The sequence below is a fragment of the Pseudoalteromonas sp. SIMBA_162 genome (assembly GCF_046535955.1).
GTDB lineage: Bacteria > Pseudomonadota > Gammaproteobacteria > Enterobacterales > Alteromonadaceae > Pseudoalteromonas > Pseudoalteromonas marina.
On record NZ_JAWJBQ010000002.1, the window covers coordinates 44,094 to 62,010 of the forward strand.

Annotated in this window: 17 protein-coding genes; 12 read left to right on the forward strand and 5 right to left on the reverse strand. The window is 38.0% G+C overall.

Annotated elements, in window-relative coordinates; all coding sequences use genetic code 11:
* Window positions 1-8: 8 nt before the first annotated feature.
* Together R0J88_RS01865 and R0J88_RS01870 are read right to left on the reverse strand one after the other, a co-directional pair.
* Entirely contained in the window at window positions 9-953 is a 945-nt protein-coding gene (locus R0J88_RS01865) for a hypothetical protein (RefSeq protein ID WP_410898887.1), read from the reverse strand.
* The gene (locus R0J88_RS01870; protein ID WP_410898888.1) at window positions 946-1,842 is read right to left on the reverse strand and encodes a hypothetical protein; all 897 of its coding nucleotides are present in this window, start codon (window positions 1,840-1,842) and stop codon (window positions 946-948) included. The genes R0J88_RS01865 and R0J88_RS01870 overlap by 8 nt, the downstream gene beginning before the upstream one ends.
* 220 nt (window positions 1,843-2,062) lie before the next feature.
* Here R0J88_RS01870 and R0J88_RS01875 point away from each other — a divergent pair, with 220 nt between their 5' ends.
* Window positions 2,063-2,914 carry a S1/P1 nuclease gene (locus R0J88_RS01875; protein ID WP_410898889.1) on the forward strand — a complete coding sequence of 284 codons (852 nt, stop codon included), beginning with the start codon at window positions 2,063-2,065 and terminating at the stop codon, window positions 2,912-2,914.
* A gap of 303 nt (window positions 2,915-3,217) precedes the next feature.
* Window positions 3,218-6,337 (forward strand): carboxypeptidase regulatory-like domain-containing protein, encoded by a 3,120-nt coding sequence (locus R0J88_RS01880; RefSeq protein ID WP_410898890.1) that lies wholly within the window; start codon window positions 3,218-3,220, stop codon window positions 6,335-6,337.
* A 54-nt stretch (window positions 6,338-6,391) separates the two neighbouring features.
* Here R0J88_RS01880 and R0J88_RS01885 read toward each other — a convergent pair whose 3' ends face one another.
* Window positions 6,392-6,937 (reverse strand): MarR family winged helix-turn-helix transcriptional regulator, encoded by a 546-nt coding sequence (locus tag R0J88_RS01885; protein WP_410898891.1) that lies wholly within the window; start codon window positions 6,935-6,937, stop codon window positions 6,392-6,394.
* Window positions 6,938-6,967: 30 nt separating this feature from the next.
* On the opposite strand from R0J88_RS01885, the gene hmgA reads away from it, so the two are divergent.
* Both hmgA and maiA read left to right on the forward strand, forming a co-directional pair.
* Window positions 6,968-8,269: a homogentisate 1,2-dioxygenase gene (hmgA, locus tag R0J88_RS01890; protein WP_410898892.1), complete on the forward strand. Its 1,302-nt coding sequence runs from the start codon at window positions 6,968-6,970 to the stop codon at window positions 8,267-8,269.
* A gap of 2 nt (window positions 8,270-8,271) precedes the next feature.
* A complete protein-coding gene (maiA, locus tag R0J88_RS01895; protein ID WP_006791678.1) occupies window positions 8,272-8,898 on the forward strand; it encodes a maleylacetoacetate isomerase in 627 nt (208 codons plus the stop codon).
* Window positions 8,899-8,910: 12 nt separating this feature from the next.
* Here maiA and R0J88_RS01900 read toward each other — a convergent pair whose 3' ends face one another.
* Window positions 8,911-9,144, reverse strand: a complete 234-nt coding sequence (locus R0J88_RS01900) for a TIGR02647 family protein (protein ID WP_006791677.1) — start codon at window positions 9,142-9,144, stop codon at window positions 8,911-8,913.
* 106 nt (window positions 9,145-9,250) lie between these two features.
* On the opposite strand from R0J88_RS01900, the gene R0J88_RS01905 reads away from it, so the two are divergent.
* Entirely contained in the window at window positions 9,251-9,553 is a 303-nt protein-coding gene (locus tag R0J88_RS01905; protein ID WP_410898893.1) for a DUF1496 domain-containing protein, read from the forward strand.
* 54 nt (window positions 9,554-9,607) lie between these two features.
* On the forward strand, window positions 9,608-9,916 hold the full coding sequence (locus R0J88_RS01910) for a VF530 family DNA-binding protein (RefSeq protein ID WP_410898894.1): 309 nt from the start codon (window positions 9,608-9,610) through the stop codon (window positions 9,914-9,916).
* 48 nt (window positions 9,917-9,964) lie between these two features.
* Here R0J88_RS01910 and R0J88_RS01915 read toward each other — a convergent pair whose 3' ends face one another.
* Entirely contained in the window at window positions 9,965-11,584 is a 1,620-nt protein-coding gene (locus tag R0J88_RS01915) for a diacylglycerol kinase family protein (RefSeq protein ID WP_410898895.1), read from the reverse strand.
* A gap of 509 nt (window positions 11,585-12,093) precedes the next feature.
* Between R0J88_RS01915 and R0J88_RS01920 the strand changes: the two genes are divergently transcribed.
* The 6 genes from R0J88_RS01920 (at window position 12,094) to R0J88_RS01945 (ending at window position 17,688) form a co-directional block, all read left to right on the forward strand.
* Entirely contained in the window at window positions 12,094-12,618 is a 525-nt protein-coding gene (locus tag R0J88_RS01920) for a sigma-70 family RNA polymerase sigma factor (protein WP_006791673.1), read from the forward strand.
* A complete protein-coding gene (locus R0J88_RS01925; protein WP_410898896.1) occupies window positions 12,615-13,298 on the forward strand; it encodes an anti-sigma factor domain-containing protein in 684 nt (227 codons plus the stop codon). The genes R0J88_RS01920 and R0J88_RS01925 overlap by 4 nt, the downstream gene beginning before the upstream one ends.
* A gap of 126 nt (window positions 13,299-13,424) precedes the next feature.
* Window positions 13,425-15,017 carry a DUF4331 domain-containing protein gene (locus R0J88_RS01930; protein ID WP_058429784.1) on the forward strand — a complete coding sequence of 531 codons (1,593 nt, stop codon included), beginning with the start codon at window positions 13,425-13,427 and terminating at the stop codon, window positions 15,015-15,017.
* 11 nt (window positions 15,018-15,028) lie between these two features.
* A complete protein-coding gene (locus R0J88_RS01935; protein WP_410898897.1) occupies window positions 15,029-15,532 on the forward strand; it encodes an Ig-like domain-containing protein in 504 nt (167 codons plus the stop codon).
* A gap of 42 nt (window positions 15,533-15,574) precedes the next feature.
* Window positions 15,575-16,582, forward strand: coding sequence for a tetratricopeptide repeat protein (locus R0J88_RS01940; RefSeq protein WP_410898898.1), 1,008 nt, complete (start codon window positions 15,575-15,577; stop codon window positions 16,580-16,582).
* A 5-nt stretch (window positions 16,583-16,587) separates the two neighbouring features.
* Window positions 16,588-17,688 carry a HupE/UreJ family protein gene (locus tag R0J88_RS01945; protein ID WP_410898899.1) on the forward strand — a complete coding sequence of 367 codons (1,101 nt, stop codon included), beginning with the start codon at window positions 16,588-16,590 and terminating at the stop codon, window positions 17,686-17,688.
* Window positions 17,689-17,917 lie beyond the last annotated feature (229 nt).

Genomic DNA, 17,917 nt, shown 5'->3' on the forward strand with positions numbered 1-17,917 from the left:
AAGTAATATTACTTCCCTATTATTTCAACATTTCCCTTTACAATATTTATGAGCCCGTAGCTATGCAGACGAGAGCGAGAGCCTTCTCCATATGCTTTTGGAGGGTAATAAATCTCTTTTTCCTCAGGATATTCATTCAAAACGTCGTCAAGCGAAGCCCTTATTTCACTCAACGTTTTTTCAAGGCTATTATTGAAGTTCGGCCGTTTCCTTATCGTATGCCCTAGCTCTGTTAATCGGGAAAAATACTTGTTGGCAAGTTCAATAAGCTCATCGGGTACATTTTTATTATGATTTAAAATAACATCACCATTAGCTGAACAATACTCAACAAGGGCTAGGTAAAAACACAATGGTTTATTAGCTAATTGAACGCTGTGCTCTTTATCATAACTATGTGAAAGTGTTTTATTGCGTAAATCAATTATGATCGCTAAAGGCATTGGCATTGATGCAACGGAGTTAATACTCTTGTTTAAGCTTAGCTTGCTTTTCTTACTTTCTACCACTTTTAACCACACAGCAACAAAAAGACTGATAAGTAAAAAAAACAAAAAGAAGATTTTATTACTAGGTGTCAAGTAATGCTCATCTACACTAAAAATAATATTCACAGGGCCTTCACTCGTCGCTAAGCTACTGATAAATTGCTTTGCCTTTAAATCGCTGTGAGCAATCTCGCCTGTACTGATATCGATGACACGCAAGTTACTCATTCTTAGATAACTATTTAGTGAGTCAATATAGCCAACTAAAGCGTCTTTATTACCTGCATGCTTATACAGTTCATTTGGCAAATCGAGTAATGGTAAATCTAGTGCAATTTGTTTTTCAATTTGGACCTTTTGCTGCTTGGTAATAAGCTCGGTTTTATTAATCATAGATATATAAAACACAAAAGAAAGCATTAAAAAAACACATGAGGACACTGCTGAAAATTTAAGCCTACTCATTACTTTTACCTATCTTAAAAACAGCTGTATTATTCTCACATTGCCAAAAGGGAGAAACATTTTGATAATAATGGAGTTCTTGGTCTTTAGACATAGCCATTAGGTGTTCTTGTACAGCACATAACAAATCAGTGTTGTTTTGTTGCATTTTTAAATACCAACGTGTGCCTGTTATATTATTGCTAATTGGGGTTATATAGTTTTTTGAGAAACGGTCTTTATCGCTTTCTTTCCAAAACGACGCAATAATATCTACTTTACCGTTGGCTAATAATTCTCGTAGTTCATTATGAGAGCTTGCGTACAAAATATTTAAGTTTGCAATATTTATATCGAGATCTTTAAAGACCTGCTTTGGAAGAATATGACCAGAGCGGCTCGTTGGGTAATCAAGCAGTCCTATTTTTTTGTCTAAAAAATAAGACTTTGAAATGATGGGTTTTTCTTTTGAAGATATAAAAAATGCAGTGTAATCAGAAAAACCAACAACGGGCATATAATCATAGGTAGATTCAGCTTTAAAAGCCGCCATAATGTTGTTTTTTGCGAGTATAAGGTCTGCAATTCCTTTACCTACAAACTCTAAACTGTCTGATGTTTTATATCCCCAATATCCAACAACCGCTCCGTACTGTTTAGCAACAACATTATCATCACATAACTTCTGCGAAAGCTGTGCTGCAATATTTTTAGAGGGTGTAAATACAATCAGTTCATTATCGTTTGCGGTCGCTGTTGTACGACATATTGTTGATGTTTCAATAAGTACAGGAAAAACGAGTTCATCGTCATTTACAATTAATTGACCACACACCCAAGCAAAAACTATTACTATAAACAAAAATGTAACAATTGAAGTTTTATGCAATACCGTATTTTTAATATTCAAGCTAAAGACATCCTAAAATACATTACCTATTCATTTGAACAATTTTAATTACTTATTACAACAAGTAATTTTACCTATACAATCTAAGGCACTGATTTATATTAAATATGAATAAGAAATTATGAATTTTATTGAGTCCTTCCTAATTTCAACAAAAGTAAGGACAATTGGCCTTATTACAACGCAGCAACACCACTCCAAAATCATTAAGGGATCTTTAATGCGTAGCAATGTAAAATATTCGATAACGTCAGCGCTTTTAATTGGTGCCATTTTTACAAGTAGCGATTCACTTGCTTGGGGCCAAAACGGTCACCGTGTTGTCGGTAAAATTGCTGAATCTCATATAACAGACACCACAAAATCAGCTATTCAACCATTTTTAGCGGGAGAATCACTCGCACAAGTTTCAACTTGGCCTGATGAAATGCGCTCAAACCCGGGGAAATTTTGGCAAAAGCAATCCTCTCGTTGGCACTATATAAATGCCGCGCCTAATAAGTCTTTCACAATCAATCACGACCATACCAATAATAAAGAATCGGTTAGCAATATTCTTGAAGGCATCCACTATTCTATAAAAACACTCAAAGATAAAAACAGCAGCCTAGATGCAAAGCAATTTAGTTTACGTTTTTTAGTTCACTTGGTCGGTGATAGCCATCAACCTTTCCATGCAGGAAGAAGCGAAGATAGAGGCGGAAACCGTATTAAAGTGTCGTTTTTTGGTCAAGATACAAACTTACACAGCTTGTGGGATACTAAATTAGTTGAAAACGAAAACTTATCATTTACTGAGTACGCGCAGTTTATAAATACTAATAACAGTGAACTAATTGCAGAATATTTAGAAAGTACACCAACTACTTGGATTGAAGAATCTCATAATTTAGCAAATGCACTTTATAAGTCTACAAATGAAGAAGTTGGCTACAGCTATGTCTACAAAAATACACCTATTGTAAAAACACGTCTGCTACAAGCAGGTGTTCGATTGGCTGGCTTATTAAACGCTATGTTTGACCCTTCAGCTAAAGAGCTGGAAACAGCGTTAAAAAAAGTATCTATGTAATTTGTGACACATAAAACCTACACACGGGGATTTTTTGTAAAGGCTTGTTTTACATTTCACAAGTTTGTCATAAAACATCGGTAGTATGAGCTCGCTAATAGAGTGATTACTCAAAAAAAGGTAAAAAATAGTCAAAATTTGTACTATTTATTAAAAAAACATTGCAGTTGTATTTTATTTGTAACAAACAATTGGGGTACAATAGCGATGGTTTTTAAAATATAAACCTGCATTTAGTTTATTTTTTGAAAACCAAAAAATAAAAATATAAAAATTTAATTATTAACTACACGGGAAAATTAAATGAAAACTCAAATACGCAAAACGGCTCTATCACTTGCTATTGCAGCATGTGTTGGTGTTAGTGGCGCTGCAATTGCAAATGAAACAACATCTGCAATTAAAGGTCAAATCACTGGTCCTAACGGCAACCCTGCTGCTGGCACTAAAATTACAATTTTACACGTTCCTTCAGGCTCAGTTAAAACTACTGAAACTAATGACGCTGGTTATTTCACAGCTAAAGGCCTGCGTGTTGGTGGTCCATATAAAGTAGTTGTAGATTCTGACACTTATGCAGACCAAGAGTTCAATAATATTATTCTTAACATTGGTAACGATTACCCTGTAAATGCTTCTTTAGAGAATATCTCTAACATTGAGCAGATTGTAGTTACAGGTGCTCCTATCAGTGCTATGTCTGGTGGTACAGGTCCTGCGTCTACTTTTACGCTAACCGATCTTGAAAACCAACCAGCTATTAACCGTGATTTAAAAGATATTATTCGTATTGACCCACGTATCACAATCGATGATAGCCGTGGCTCAATCAACTGTGGTGGTGGTAACCCTCGTTACAACAGCTTAACGCTTGACGGCGTTCGCATGAACGATAACTTCGGTTTAAGCTCAAACGGTTACCCAACTATCCGTGCCCCTTTCTCTTTCGACTCTATTGAACAAGTTTCAGCTGAACTAGCCCCTTTTGACGTTCAATACGGTGGCTTTACATCGTGTAACATCAACGCTGTAACTAAATCGGGTGGCAACGACGTACACGGTGGTGTTTTCTTCGATTACACAAGCGATTCAATGAAAGGCGACGAAATTGAAGGTAACGAAGTTGATAACGGTAACTACACTGAAAAGCGTTACGGTTTCAATGTAGGTCTTCCGCTTGTTGAAGATACGCTGTTCTTGTTCACTTCATACGAAAAACTTGAAGGTGTTCGCCAGTTTAACTACGACGGTTTAAACACTGGTAGCGTAACAGCTGATGACATCACACGCATCACTAACATCGCTCAATCTTTATATGGTTACGATGTTGGCGGTATGCCATCTAGTATGCCTGTTGAAGATGAAAAAATCTTAGTGAAATTAGATTGGAACATCAACGAAGATCACCGTGCAAACTTAATTTATAACTACAACGACGGTAATACAATTTCTCAGTCTGATACTGGTTCTAGCCGTGTTTCTTTATCAAATCACTTCTACAATCAAAGCGCTGAGTTTACTTCACTCATTGGTTCTGTATATTCTGATTGGTCAGACGATTTTTCTACTGAAATTCGTTTAGGTAAATCAGAATTAGATGCAACGGTTCAGTCATTAGATGCTGCAAGCAGCTTTGGTGAAATGCAGATTCGTACTGATAATGGCGGTACTGTATTCATTGGTCCAGATGATTCTCGTCAATCAAACGATTTAGATTACGACACAACTACATTTAAAGTTGCTGGTACTTATTACTTAGATCAACACACAATTACTGCTGGTTACGAGTTTGAAGAGCTATCTGTTTTCAACTTGTTCGTACAGCATACAGAAGGTGAGTGGCGCTTTAACTCAATTGACGACTTTGAAGCAGGTCAAGCAGCACGTATTTACTACAACAATGCTGCAGGTACTAATAACCCGAATGATGCGGCTGCAAGCTTTAAATATGCGCAGCATACATTCTATGTTCAAGATGAATACGCATTCACTGACTTAGATGCAACCATTCAGTTTGGTTTACGTTACGACAAGTACACAAGTGATGACGTTCCTAACTTTAACCAAAACTTCACTAACCGTTACGGTTTCAGCAACCAGTCTACATTCGACGGTATTGACTTACTGCAACCACGTGTTGGCTTCCAATGGTATGCAACTGACGAACTTGAAGTTCGTGCTGGCTTAGGCTTGTTCTCTGGTGGTAACCCGAACGTATGGCTATCTAATTCGTATTCTAACGACGGTATTACAAACATTAGTACGCAGTTCCGTGGTGTAGATTTATTCAACACAGCTAACGTAAACGGCGGTACTCCTGGTTTTGACGTACCTCAAGAAATGTTCGATATTGTTGCAAACACTGAAATTGGTGTAGGCGATGCAACTGTTAATGCTGTAGACCCTGATTTTGAAATTCCTTCAGAGTGGAAATATTCACTTGGTGCTACATACACAACTGAAGACGAATACGTAATCTCTGTAGATTACTTATACTCGAAGAAAAAAGACGCTGCATTAATGCGTGATATCGCACTTCAAGATAGCGGTGAAACTACGTTTGATGGTCGTCCTATTTACGAGTCAATCGAAGGCCGTGGTAACGAATATTTATTAACTAATGTTAGTGGCGATAGCGGCGATTCTTCAGTTATCTCTGCAGCAGTTAGCAAAATGTTTGATAACGGCGTTAACTTCAGTTTTGGTTATGCATACACAGATGCAGACGATGTAAACCCAATGACTAGCTCTGTAGCCGGTTCTAACTATGGTAACATCGCGCTTACTAATCCAGGTAACCCAGGTGTTGCGTCTTCAGATTATGAAATTCCGCATCGTTTTACTATGACGCTTGGTTACAAACATGAGTTTGTAGATGGCTTTGAAACACGCTTTAACCTTTACGGTGAAGCATACAAAGGCCTACCTTACAGCTTCACGTTTGACGGAAGTGACCGTAATGTATGGGGCGATAACAACTGGAATGGTAACCGTCAGTTATTATACGTTCCACTTGAAAACGATCCTAACGTTGTATACGACATGTCTGCAGCTGAAATCAATGAGTTCAACGACTTCATTGCATCTGAAGGGCTTAAACGTGGTGAAATCGCAGGTCGTAACCAACAAAATGCTGACTGGTTTGTTAAGTTTAACTTTAAAGTTACACAAGAACTACCAGGCTTTATGGAAGGTCATAAAGGTGAAGCATTCTTCGTAATCGACAATCTTACAAACATGTTAAATGATGACTGGGGCGTGCTTAAGAAAGGTCCTTTCGTAGGTGCAAGCATGATCTCAACATCTATAGATGACCAAGGTCGTTATGTTTACTCAGGCTTTAACGGTAATAACGCAAATACTTCAGTGCAAACTGGTGCGTCATTATGGGAAATGCGTGTAGGCGTACGTTACACTTTCTAATCTAACTTGTTAGACTAGTTTATATGACAAAAGCCCATCATTTGATGGGCTTTTTTATGCCTGTAATTTATTTTTTAGCTTATTAAGTACACTTATTAATAAATCTTGTTCATGCGTGTTTAAAGAAGCCAAGAGTTCTTTTTCCCACTTTAACGCCTCGGGTACTATTTTTTTATACATATCTTTTCCAGCTTCACTTAATGAAAGTATGGCTGCGCGCTTATCCTCTGAATTAATTTGAGTCATTAGCAACTTTTTTTCTACTAATATTTTTATTGCACGCGACACGGTCGATTTATCCATATTTGCCTGCATACATAAATTTTTGGCATTACTTTGACCAAATTGCGCTAAATTCGCCAAAATTCGCCATTGAGGTATCGTTAAGTCAAATTTGCTCTGGTATACCTTAGCAAGGTCATTACTTACCAAACTTGCTACATTAATTAGTTGATATGCTAAAAAAGTGTCTAAATCCAGTTTCATTGTTATCCCGTTAAATAGGTTTACTAGCTGTTCATTTATATTTACATACACATTCATTGAGCAATTTGAAATTACTCTCACTTGAGAGTATCTTAACTTAAATAAATAAAACATAAAACTAGCCTTCTCTCACAGGAGTCAGTAATGGCAGAACAGTTAAAGTACATGACCGGTTTTGGTAATGAGTTTGAAACCGAAGCGCTACCCGGTGCCTTGCCTATAGGACAATTTACTCCTCAAAAAGTTAAGTACGATCTTTACACTGAACAATTTAGCTCTACAGCATTTACAGCGCCTAGAGCCGCAAATCGCAGAACATGGCTATACCGGTTACGCCCTTCGGTAGTGCAAGGTGATTACATCGCTATTGATAACGGCCTGATTCGAACTGCACCTATAACTGAAGCCGTAACACCTCCGACTATGCTTCGCTGGAACCCCGTTGAAATTCCTACAAAGCCAACTGATTTTCTAGATGGACTTATAACAATGGCTGCTAACGGCAGTGCTAATGGGCAATCTGGCATCGGTATTCATGTTTATGTTGCTAACAAGTCTATGGTCGATCGCTACTTTTACAACGCTGACGGTGAAATGCTATTTGTACCCCAACAAGGCGAGCTACTCCTGCATACAGAGTGCGGTAAGCTATGTGTTAAACCAGGTGAAGTTGCAGTCATACCCCGAGGGATGAAGTTTTCTGTTGATTTAATACAATCAACGGCCCGTGGTTATATCTGCGAAAACTATGGTCATGCTTTGGAGCTTGCAGAGCGAGGCCCTGTTGGTGCAAACGGCTATGCCAACGACCGTGACTTTCAATACCCAGTTGCAGCTTTTGAAGATAAAGAAGGTGATTTTGAACTGGTGTCAAAATTTAATGGCAACTTATTCAGCTGTGAGATTAAGCATTCCCCTTTCGATGTTGTTGCATGGACAGGTAATAGCGCGCCTTATAAATACGATTTATCGCGATTTAATGTAATGAACACAGTAAGCTTTGACCATCCTGATCCTTCTATATTTACCGTTTTAACCTCGCCATCAGCTACTGAAGGAATGGCTAATGTTGATTTTGTTATTTTTCCACCGCGTTGGATGGTTGCTGAAAACACTTTTCGTCCGCCCTACTATCATCGTAATATCATGAGTGAATTTATGGGGTTAATTGAAGGTGTATATGATGCAAAAGAGCATGGCTTTGTGCCAGGTGGGGCAAGTTTACATAATTGTATGTCTCCGCATGGACCTGAAGCGGATGTATTTGAAAAAGCATCTAATGCGGAACTGGTTCCACAAAAATACGAAAATACCTTAGCGTTTATGTTTGAATCCCGTTATGTCATTTCACCGACTAAATACGCATTAGAAGGTAAAGAACGTCAACCAAATTACACAGATTGTTGGCGAACAATTAAAAAACACTATTCAGCCAACAAGGATTAATTATGAAGCTTTACAGTTATTTTCGATCATCAGCTGCATACCGAGTGCGTATTGCGTTAAACCTAAAAAAAATTGACCATGAGTTGGCAATTGTAAATCTTTTAAAATCAGAGCAGCTTGAGGAAGGTTACCTAACACTAAACCCACAAGGGCTTTTACCAGCCCTTGAAACAGATGAAGGTGTACTTGGTCAATCATTAGCTATTTTAGAATGGCTTGATGAAACATACCCACAGTCACCATTAATTAGCGGCTCTGCTTGGCAAAAAGCCCAAATAAGAAATTTAAGTTTTGCAATAGCGTGTGATATTCACCCAGTGAATAATTTGCGAGTACTTAAGTATTTATCGAATGAATTAAAAGTAGACGATGATGCTAAAAACACCTGGTACAAACATTGGGTTGAAGTAGGCTTTGATAAAATAGAAATACTACTTGGAGACGACGATTACTGTATTGGGAACAAGCCAAGCCTTGCTGATGTTTGCTTAGTACCTCAGGTATTTAATGCTATTCGTTTTAACGTGGATATGAGTCGATATCCAAAAATTGCAGCTATTTATGAACGATGTAATAAATTAGCTGCGTTTAATGATGCCGCACCGCAAAATCAACCCGATGCGACCTAAATACTGCTGAGCTTAACTTTTGAGCGCGCTATGAATAATCGTAACGTGCTCAATTAAATCTAAACCCAAATCCGTTAAGTAACCGCCATCAGGGCTATCTATAACGCCTTTATCAAATAATCGTTGTGCTGCTTCTATCAAGCTTGCTTCTGCGTCAGAATGTAATTTGATACCCTGCATTTTGCTATCAAGCGGAAACTTTGCAAGTAATGTGAATTCATCTATCATCAGCTGGTTAAATTTCATGTGTGTGTACCTTTTATTGTTCTGTTTATTTTTTAGTGTGTAATATTACACTAGCATGTTTTTTAGCATTACGTACTATTTTTAAAGTCAATTTTAGGAGAATGTTATGCGCGCATTAATAATTCTATCCGCCTGTTTTTTAAGCTTATCACTCTCGTTATTCTGTAATGCCGAGCCGCATAACAGCCGCACTTTTGTGAACGCAAGTCAGTTAACTCAGCACCAAACAATGTGTTGGTACGACGACAAACGCTATAGTGAAGGCGCATTAATTAGCGTTGATACGTTCAATTTACTGTGCGGTGCCAAAAACCCCAACCAAACCAATAGCGTATTAATGTGGTTTAAGCTAAATGAGCAAGGGAAAGTTATTTACCCAAATCGACCTAAAAAGATTACAGTGAAATAGCCTGCTTATTGAATTTAAGCTACAATAAGCATAGTTTAAATAAGCAGTACGGCTATGGATAATCAACCTAAAAACCCACTACATGGGATCACACTAGAACAAATATTGGTCGAGTTAGAGCAGAGACTTGGCTGGAAAATGCTGGGCGAACAAGTAAAAATTAAGTGTTTTACGGATGCACCAAGCATAAAATCTAGCTTAAAATTTTTACGCAAAACCCCTTGGGCCAGAGACAAAGTTGAAGCGTTATATATTCATACAATAAATAACAAACCACTTCGCAAACCAAAAAGCGCACCTCGTAAAACAACAAACAAGGCTCCAGATACAACTGACTTTGTTTGGCCATCAATAAAAAAGTAAAAATATAAATAAAGGCGCACTTTAATGCGCCTTTATATTTTAGTTTCGCTAAATTTCTTTACTGATCACGTTAAGCGATGCTGGCAGTATTTCAATCACAAGCCTATTAGCCGTTTTCACCTCGCCATCAATGACATACTTAATCCCATTATCTGAAGATATTTCGACTTTTTTAGCATTTGTGTGTTGAGAGTTAATGGCTAAATGACTTTGCGTTATACTGCTAAACATAAGCTCGGCAATACTCAGTACCGTAGTGGAATTTTCTTTATTGGGTATAAGCCAATTTATATCAAGTAGCCCATCACTATGATTAGGCTGCCCTCCCCCTTGAGCAAGTAGCGTTGTAAACGGTGCTGCATTAGCAACAACAAAACTACTTGTTGTGATCATTATTGGGTCGTTATCATCCAATTTAACGTTGAGCTGTTGCGATTTTTGTTCAGAAAACGCCTGAAAAAACCCCGTTAAATAAGCAAGTTGCCCAAATTTATTTTTAAACTCGCGGTCAGCTTTTTCAATCATTGCATGTTCAAAACCTATCCCGGCTAAAAGTAGCATTAAATCGTCATTACAATATGCTGTATCTATCAACGTAGATTGACCATCAATAATTAAATCACACGCTTGCTCTACAGGTATAAATTTTGAACTTATTCCCATTAAAACGTGAGCAAGCGCATTAGCAGTCCCGAGCGGAATAATACCTAACTTACAGGGTGTACTAACTAATACGCTCGCAACTTCGGCTACTGTTCCATCGCCACCACAAGCAATAACAATATCAGGCTTTTCTGTAATCGCTTGTTTGGCAAGCTCTATCCCGTTAATGTCAGGACTTGTGGTCATTACGGTTAAATCGTAATAAGTAGACAAACGGGCAATTATAAATTGTTCTTTTTCTTGCCATATTTTTGTACCCGACACGGGATTTGCAATTAAAAATGCACGATTTTTAATTACTAATTCGCCACTTTTATGTCGCTTTGCTAGGTGGCGCAGTTGGCGTTTATTTAGATTAGCGGTTTCACGTGTTTCTTTAATTTGGGCAAGCACATCATGCACATCGGCATGTTTATTTTGACTAAGTAAGTAAGCAGCCATTACAAACACTGAACGACCGCGGCCCAACGCACAATGCACAACCACTTTATTGTTTTTTTGGATTTGATGATGAATCCAATTTATTGCTTGGTTAAGCTGAGAGAGTGTTGGCACGCTATGATCAAGTACTGGAATATTTAAGTAGTTAATACGCTCTTGTGTCGAGCTCCACTCTAAACCGTCAAACTCACAAGTAACATCCAATATAGCGGTAATATTATTGCTTTTTAACGTGTCTATATCCGAGGGAAATAAGCGGCATGCTAAAAAAAGGTTATCGTTAATTTGCTGAATTGGTGGCACTTTATCATGCTTACGCGACCACGCGTTGTAAACTTGCGCCCCCAATAAAAAAGGAATAAACGCCCAGCGTATGTAAAATGGAATAACGCCGTTTTCTCGCTTTCTGAAAATTTTACCTATATTAAAAATGTATGCCCCACTGACCAATGACAGTGATAGCGCGGTCCAGTAAAAAAATAACGAAAAATAAATTGAATGTATTTCCCACCCTACAAAAATAAGTACACACGCTAATATCAAATAACTAATTGCAGCCCACATAAAATCTCCATTTATATTTATTGCTATTCATTAATTAACAAACAGCTTTTATAATTGTATTTGCAATTTACAAGCCACAAAACGGTAAAGCATATGGCACCACTTTTTATTTATGTTATTGATATTTAGTAGCTATTTAAATACCGTCTTTTTTGGTTTGTATGGACTTTGCTCTTTTTACACAATGGGTGTGTTAATTTTTCACACGTATCACAGTAGAAACTCACTAAGTCTTAGCTCCATATTAGTAAATCTGACTCACCAAGCTAATTTATTTTAAGTGTAACTTAGCGTGGCGACTCTGCTATAAACAAAAATCGGCTCAACCATTACAGATGCTTTTCTCTAATATAGTTTTTAAACTCACAGAATCATACCAAATAATAAACTACAGATAGTCATTGCAAAAAAGAGCGAAAAGTATACTGTTGCAAGCTACTTAACTTTTTTGCATCCAAGTTCTAGCCTCAACCGTTTTTAAAAAGAGAATAAAAATAAATAGGATATTTATGGAAAACGATAATTTACTGTCTCTGTTATACGATACATCACAGGGTGATAAGCATGCATTTTCAACCTTGTATCAACAAACAAGCGGAAAGCTTTTTGCCATTAGCTTAAATATGCTTTCTAACAGAGCACACGCCGAAGAAGTGTTGCAAGACGCATTCATTAAAATATGGCATAACGCCTCAGAATACAATGCTTCTAAAGGCACTGTCATAAGCTGGATGATAAGTATAGTAAGGTATAGAAGTCTTGATGCGTTGCGTTACAACAAAGTAAGAAAAGAGCAAACGATGGGAGATGATGACTTTGATATTCAGAGCGTCGATGTCAACTATGACGAAAATACTAAATTAGTAAACTGTATAGAGCAGCTTGAACCCCAGCAAAAGCAGGCCATTCATTTAGCTTACTATAAGGGGCTTAGTCACAGCGAGCTAGTAGACCATATAGAGTCGCCATTAGGCACAGTTAAAAGCTGGATCAGACGCGGGCTTACACAACTTCAGAGGTGTTTAACATTATGAATTATACAAAACCCGAGCTATTAGACGCGCTAGCAGGACAATATGTACTTGGCACACTCAAGGGGCTGGCACGAAAACGTTTTCAGCGCTTGTTACTTAGCTCAAGCAAAGCACGTGAGGCAATTTTTATGTGGGAGCAAAACCTTAATAATCTAGCAAGTGCAATTACACCACAAGCACCTAGCGATTCTGTTTGGGAAAACATTTTGCAAGGTATTGAGTCAAAAACAGTGCCTAGTCAAACAGTGGTGCAAACTAAGCCGTCGATTTGGCAGACATGGTCGTTTATAGCCACCGCCGCGTGTATTGTGTTGGCATTTTTAGTCATTCAACCGGCCAAAGAAGTGTCGCAATATCAGCAAATTGCACTCGTGCAAAACCAAAATAAACAGCCTTTATGGTTTATTGAAGTAAACGAAGATGCATTAACTATTAAAGCCAGTAGTCAATTAGTTGCCCAAAGAGATAAAGATTATCAACTATGGATGATCTTAAAAGGGCAAGATTTACCTGTTTCGTTGGGTATATTACCTAAACAAGGCGGTAAATTTTTGCTAAAAGATAAACGCTTTAACGCTGACGATATCTCACTACTAGCAGTCAGTTTAGAGCCTTTAGGTGGTTCGCCAAACGGCTTACCTACCGAGGTACTTTATACAACCGAACTCGTGTTACTTTAACCACTTGTATGGCTGCTTATATAAGCAGCCATTTTTTATTTAAATAAAATGTAACTTTTTTGCATCCAATCTAAATCCCCCCCCGTTATTAGCTATGACTTCTATTTAAAACTAAAGGAAAAAGTCATGAAAGCTTTAACACCATCAATACTCGCAGTAGTAATATGTAGCACTTTTATTAGCGCACCAAGTAACGCATCAAGTCACCGAGAAGCGCCAAATATTAGTCGCTTTCCGACCTTAGATTCTACCGACTTTTATGTATTTAATAGCTATGAACAAGGAAAAGAAGAGTACGTCACACTAATTGCAAACTATATTCCATTACAGGATGCCTACGGCGGCCCTAATTATTTTGCAATGGACCCAGATGCAACTTACAGCATACACATAGATAACGATGGCGATGCCGTTGAAGACATTACTTTTGCATTTGATTTTCAAAGCATGCTACCAAACGATAATCAAGGTGTGCAATTAGCTGTAGGCCCAGAAGGCAACCAGCGTACTGTTTCTGTGCCACTTAAAAATGTGGGTGGTGTATCAGCCGGTGATAATAGCGCAACTAATTTCAGTGAATCATATACTCTGAGTATGATTAATGGGCCGCAGCGCACAGGTGTTGCAACCTCATTAAATAATACCACTACGGGCACATCAACATTCAGTAAGCCACTTGATTATATTGGTAATAAAACATTTACCTCTAAAGCTGACTATCAAACTTACGCAGATCAATTTGTATATAATGTGTCAATCCCAGGTTGTGAAAGCATGGCACAAGTATTTGTTGGCCAAAGAAAAGATGCGTTTGTCGTTAACCTTGGTAAAACATTCGATTTAGTAAACTACGTACCAGTAGAGGGCGACAGCGCTCCGGGTGCTGGTGATGCAGGTGGCTTCCCTGGAGGTATTACCCAATCGGCTGACAATGACGATCTTGCAGATAAAAACGTGACATCAATTGCTATTGAAGTACCAAAAAGCTGTATTGTAGGCGAAGGTAATGGCGTTATTGGTTCGTGGACCACTGCAAGTTTACCACAAGCTCGTATACTAAACCCGAATGCTAAATTTGCTAATAATGCAGTTAATGGTGGTGCACTTACTCAAGTATCGCGTTTGGGTAATCCACTTGTTAATGAGCTTGTTATTGGCATAAAGGATAAGGATACTTTCTCTACAGCACATCCCAAAGACGATGGACAGTTTTTAGATTATGTATCTCACCCAGCCCTTCCTGAACTTTTAAATATTTTATTCAAGGATGCTGTTAATACGACACTTGGCGCTAACCTCGAAACATTAGCCCCAACAAACTTTCCTCGTACCGATTTAATTACTGCATTTTTAACTGGTTTTGCTGGTGTTAATCAACAAGCAACCGTCACTCCCTCTGAAATGCTTCGTTTAAACACAAACATCGCGGCAACAGCGCAAAGTGAGCAGTCTGCATTTGGTGTTGCAGGAAACGATTTAGCTGGCTTTCCAAACGGCCGACGCCCTGGCGATGATGTTGTTGATATTGCTCTGCGCGTAGTAATGGGTCGTTTATGTCATCCTATTCCTGTTGCAGGCGAAGATACTGACCTAGGCTTATGTACTCCCGAAGATGCAAGCGTTGGTACAGTACCATTTACCGATGGCGCACCTGTTGATGCAACAATGATGGACTCAACCTTTCCGTACTTAGCTACCCCACTTGCGGGCTCTAAATAAGGAGTAAACTAATGCAACACTTAAAAATAACGCATATAGGTATTCTGCTTAGCGCATTAACGCTGGGAGCGTGTAGCAATGATGACGACAATAAAAAGCCGTTGCCTGTGGTTAATACAGCGCCTTCAGTTAACGACATCATGTTAACAACGCAAACGGAGGTAAATATTACCGACTCACTTACAGCCATAGATAAAGAAGGTGATTCACTTACTTATTCATTGGTCAGTGAGCCTTCATTAGGCATGGTAAATATTGACGCTGATGGCAACTTTACTTACACACCAAATAAAGAGGTTACGGGCACAGATAGCTTTACCTTTGGCGTATCTGATGGCGTTAACAGCCAAGTAAGTGCAATGGTTAATATCACTATTGAAGCTTTGCAAGTCGACTTTGCTCAGTTTACTAGCGATGCATTTAACCAAGCACCGAATGCAGAGCCACTCTCTGTAAATGGAAGAGAGTTTACAAATAAAGACACCGATATTAATAATTTAATTAGTAATCAGTAAATAAGCTGACCGGCCATGGATGGCTATTTTAAGGATACAAATATGAAATCACCTCTAGTAAACCTGATGATTACATTAAGCTTAGTGTGCTCATTTGAGCTTTTTGCAGCAGCTTATACACCTAATGACAACGACGTAATAGCAGTCACTAAATCGGATTTAACTGCCTCACTATCGATAAATGAAATAGAAAATCTTGTCAATAAAAGTCAATTCGTTGGACAAACGGAGCATATGCAAGGGATACTCAAAAACAGGCTCGCAGAAATATACTTAAATGAGCCAACGCCACAGGTAGGCTATTTATATGCACGCGTTTTACAAAAAGAGCATTTGTTTAATGATGCGATAAACATTGCTAATAGTGTTTTAAAAATAACGCCTGATCACAGCAACACTCACCTATTGCTGGCTAATTTGTACATGACACAAGGCCAGTTTAAACTTGCAAAACAGCATTGCTTAGCATTAATAACAAGGGTAAGTACATTAACGGCCAGTACTTGTGTATTAGACGTGCAAAGTCAGCACGGTAATTTATTAAGAAGTTATCAATCTTTAGTAAAGCTAACGAACAATAAGCCTATTGGACTCAATACAAAACATGTCCTAGCTGAAATGAGCTTTAGATTACAAAACTACACAAACGCATTAAAGCACCTTGAAAATATAAATTTAGTAAACTCTCCAGTAAGCCTAATTGCTTTATGGGCAGACATACAACTGGGCTTAAACAAGCCACAGCAAGTGATAACCAAATTAAGTAATTTATTAAAAGAATCGCACGATCTAGAAGATGCGCTTTTGCTGCGCTTAGCCATCGCAGAAAAAAAACTAAACACAACACAACACAAATGGCAAAACGCCATGAAGCAACGAGTAGAGCTCAGAGAAATTCGCCACGACAGCTTTCACGCAAGTGACCTCGCCAACTATTATATTCACGTGCAGCCAAACAAATCTAAAGCCTTGTATTGGGCCAATATTAACTGGCAACAAGCTAAAATGAATATCGACCAAGCGCTGATTGTTCAAGCAAAAAGGATGTAAATGTTATGAGAATATTAATACGCGTATTTTCTATTATGTTGTTAAGCTTATTATTTTCAACAGCAGCTTTTGCGCACCAGTTAAGCACCGGCTACATTACGCTTAATAGCAACAATACAGCTCAATACAGCGGCAATTGGGAAATCAATGTTGCAGATTTAGAGCACGTTATAGCACTCGACTTAGACCAAAACGCCAACATTACCTGGTCTGAAATAAAAGCAAAACGCGACTCAATTAACGCATTTATAAAAAACAATCTTATCGCAGAACAAAACGAACAAACTTGCGCACTCACTGTAAATAACAATTACCAGCTAAGTGAGCACTTTAATCAGCCTTACTTGGTATTACCTGTGTCATTTTCGTGTTTAACAAATAACGAGATTACGCTTAAGTATTCAGCCTTTTTTCAAGATGACGCAAATCATAAAGTCATTGTTAATGTGAATAACATAGCACGTGTGTTTAGTATAAATGAGCCTAGCCAAACCTTTAATACTAAGCAGTCGAGCTATTTAGATACCTTTACAGAATATGTGTATCAGGGCGTATTACACATTTGGATAGGCATCGATCATATTTTATTTTTAATTGCGCTATTACTAACTTGTGTTTTAACCCGTGATAAAAAAACCTGGCAGCCCATTAGCTCTAAAAAACACATTATCAAACACACTGCATGGATTGTTACAGCATTTACGCTTGCTCATTCTATAACGCTTACAGCAACAGCGCTTGATTTAATATCTCTCAATACTCGCTGGGTTGAACTAATTATTGCAATTTCTGTATTGTTTGCAGCCCTTAATAATGTTTGGCCCGTTGTTTTGCGTTTAGGCTGGCTGACATTTGCTTTTGGGTTACTTCACGGAATGGGATTTGCGAGTGTACTTGGTGAATTAGGTTTGTCGAGTAACTATCAATTAATGAGCATATTGGCATTTAATTTAGGGGTAGAGATTGGCCAACTAAGTATTTTATTAGTAGCGTTGCCTTTATTAATTGCATTTAGAAAAACCGCTTGGTATGTAAAATGGTTAATGCCTGCAGGGTCTATAGGTATTGCCGTTGTGGCTCTAAACTGGTCTATTGAACGCTTTTGAACATAACTATACCCATTCGCCTAATTAAGTGATCTATTTTGAAGATGGAAAAACGTCTTGATAACTAGGAAAACAATTCGCTATTTAGGTGTTATCGGCAATTTCTACTGCATTGCTCTGCATTCATGCAGTCGTAAATGAGAGTTTTTTAACGTAAATAGCGAGGCGTTTAGCCCCACAAAATGATTAAGTATTATTGCGACTTGGTATTACTTTAAACGGTTGTTAA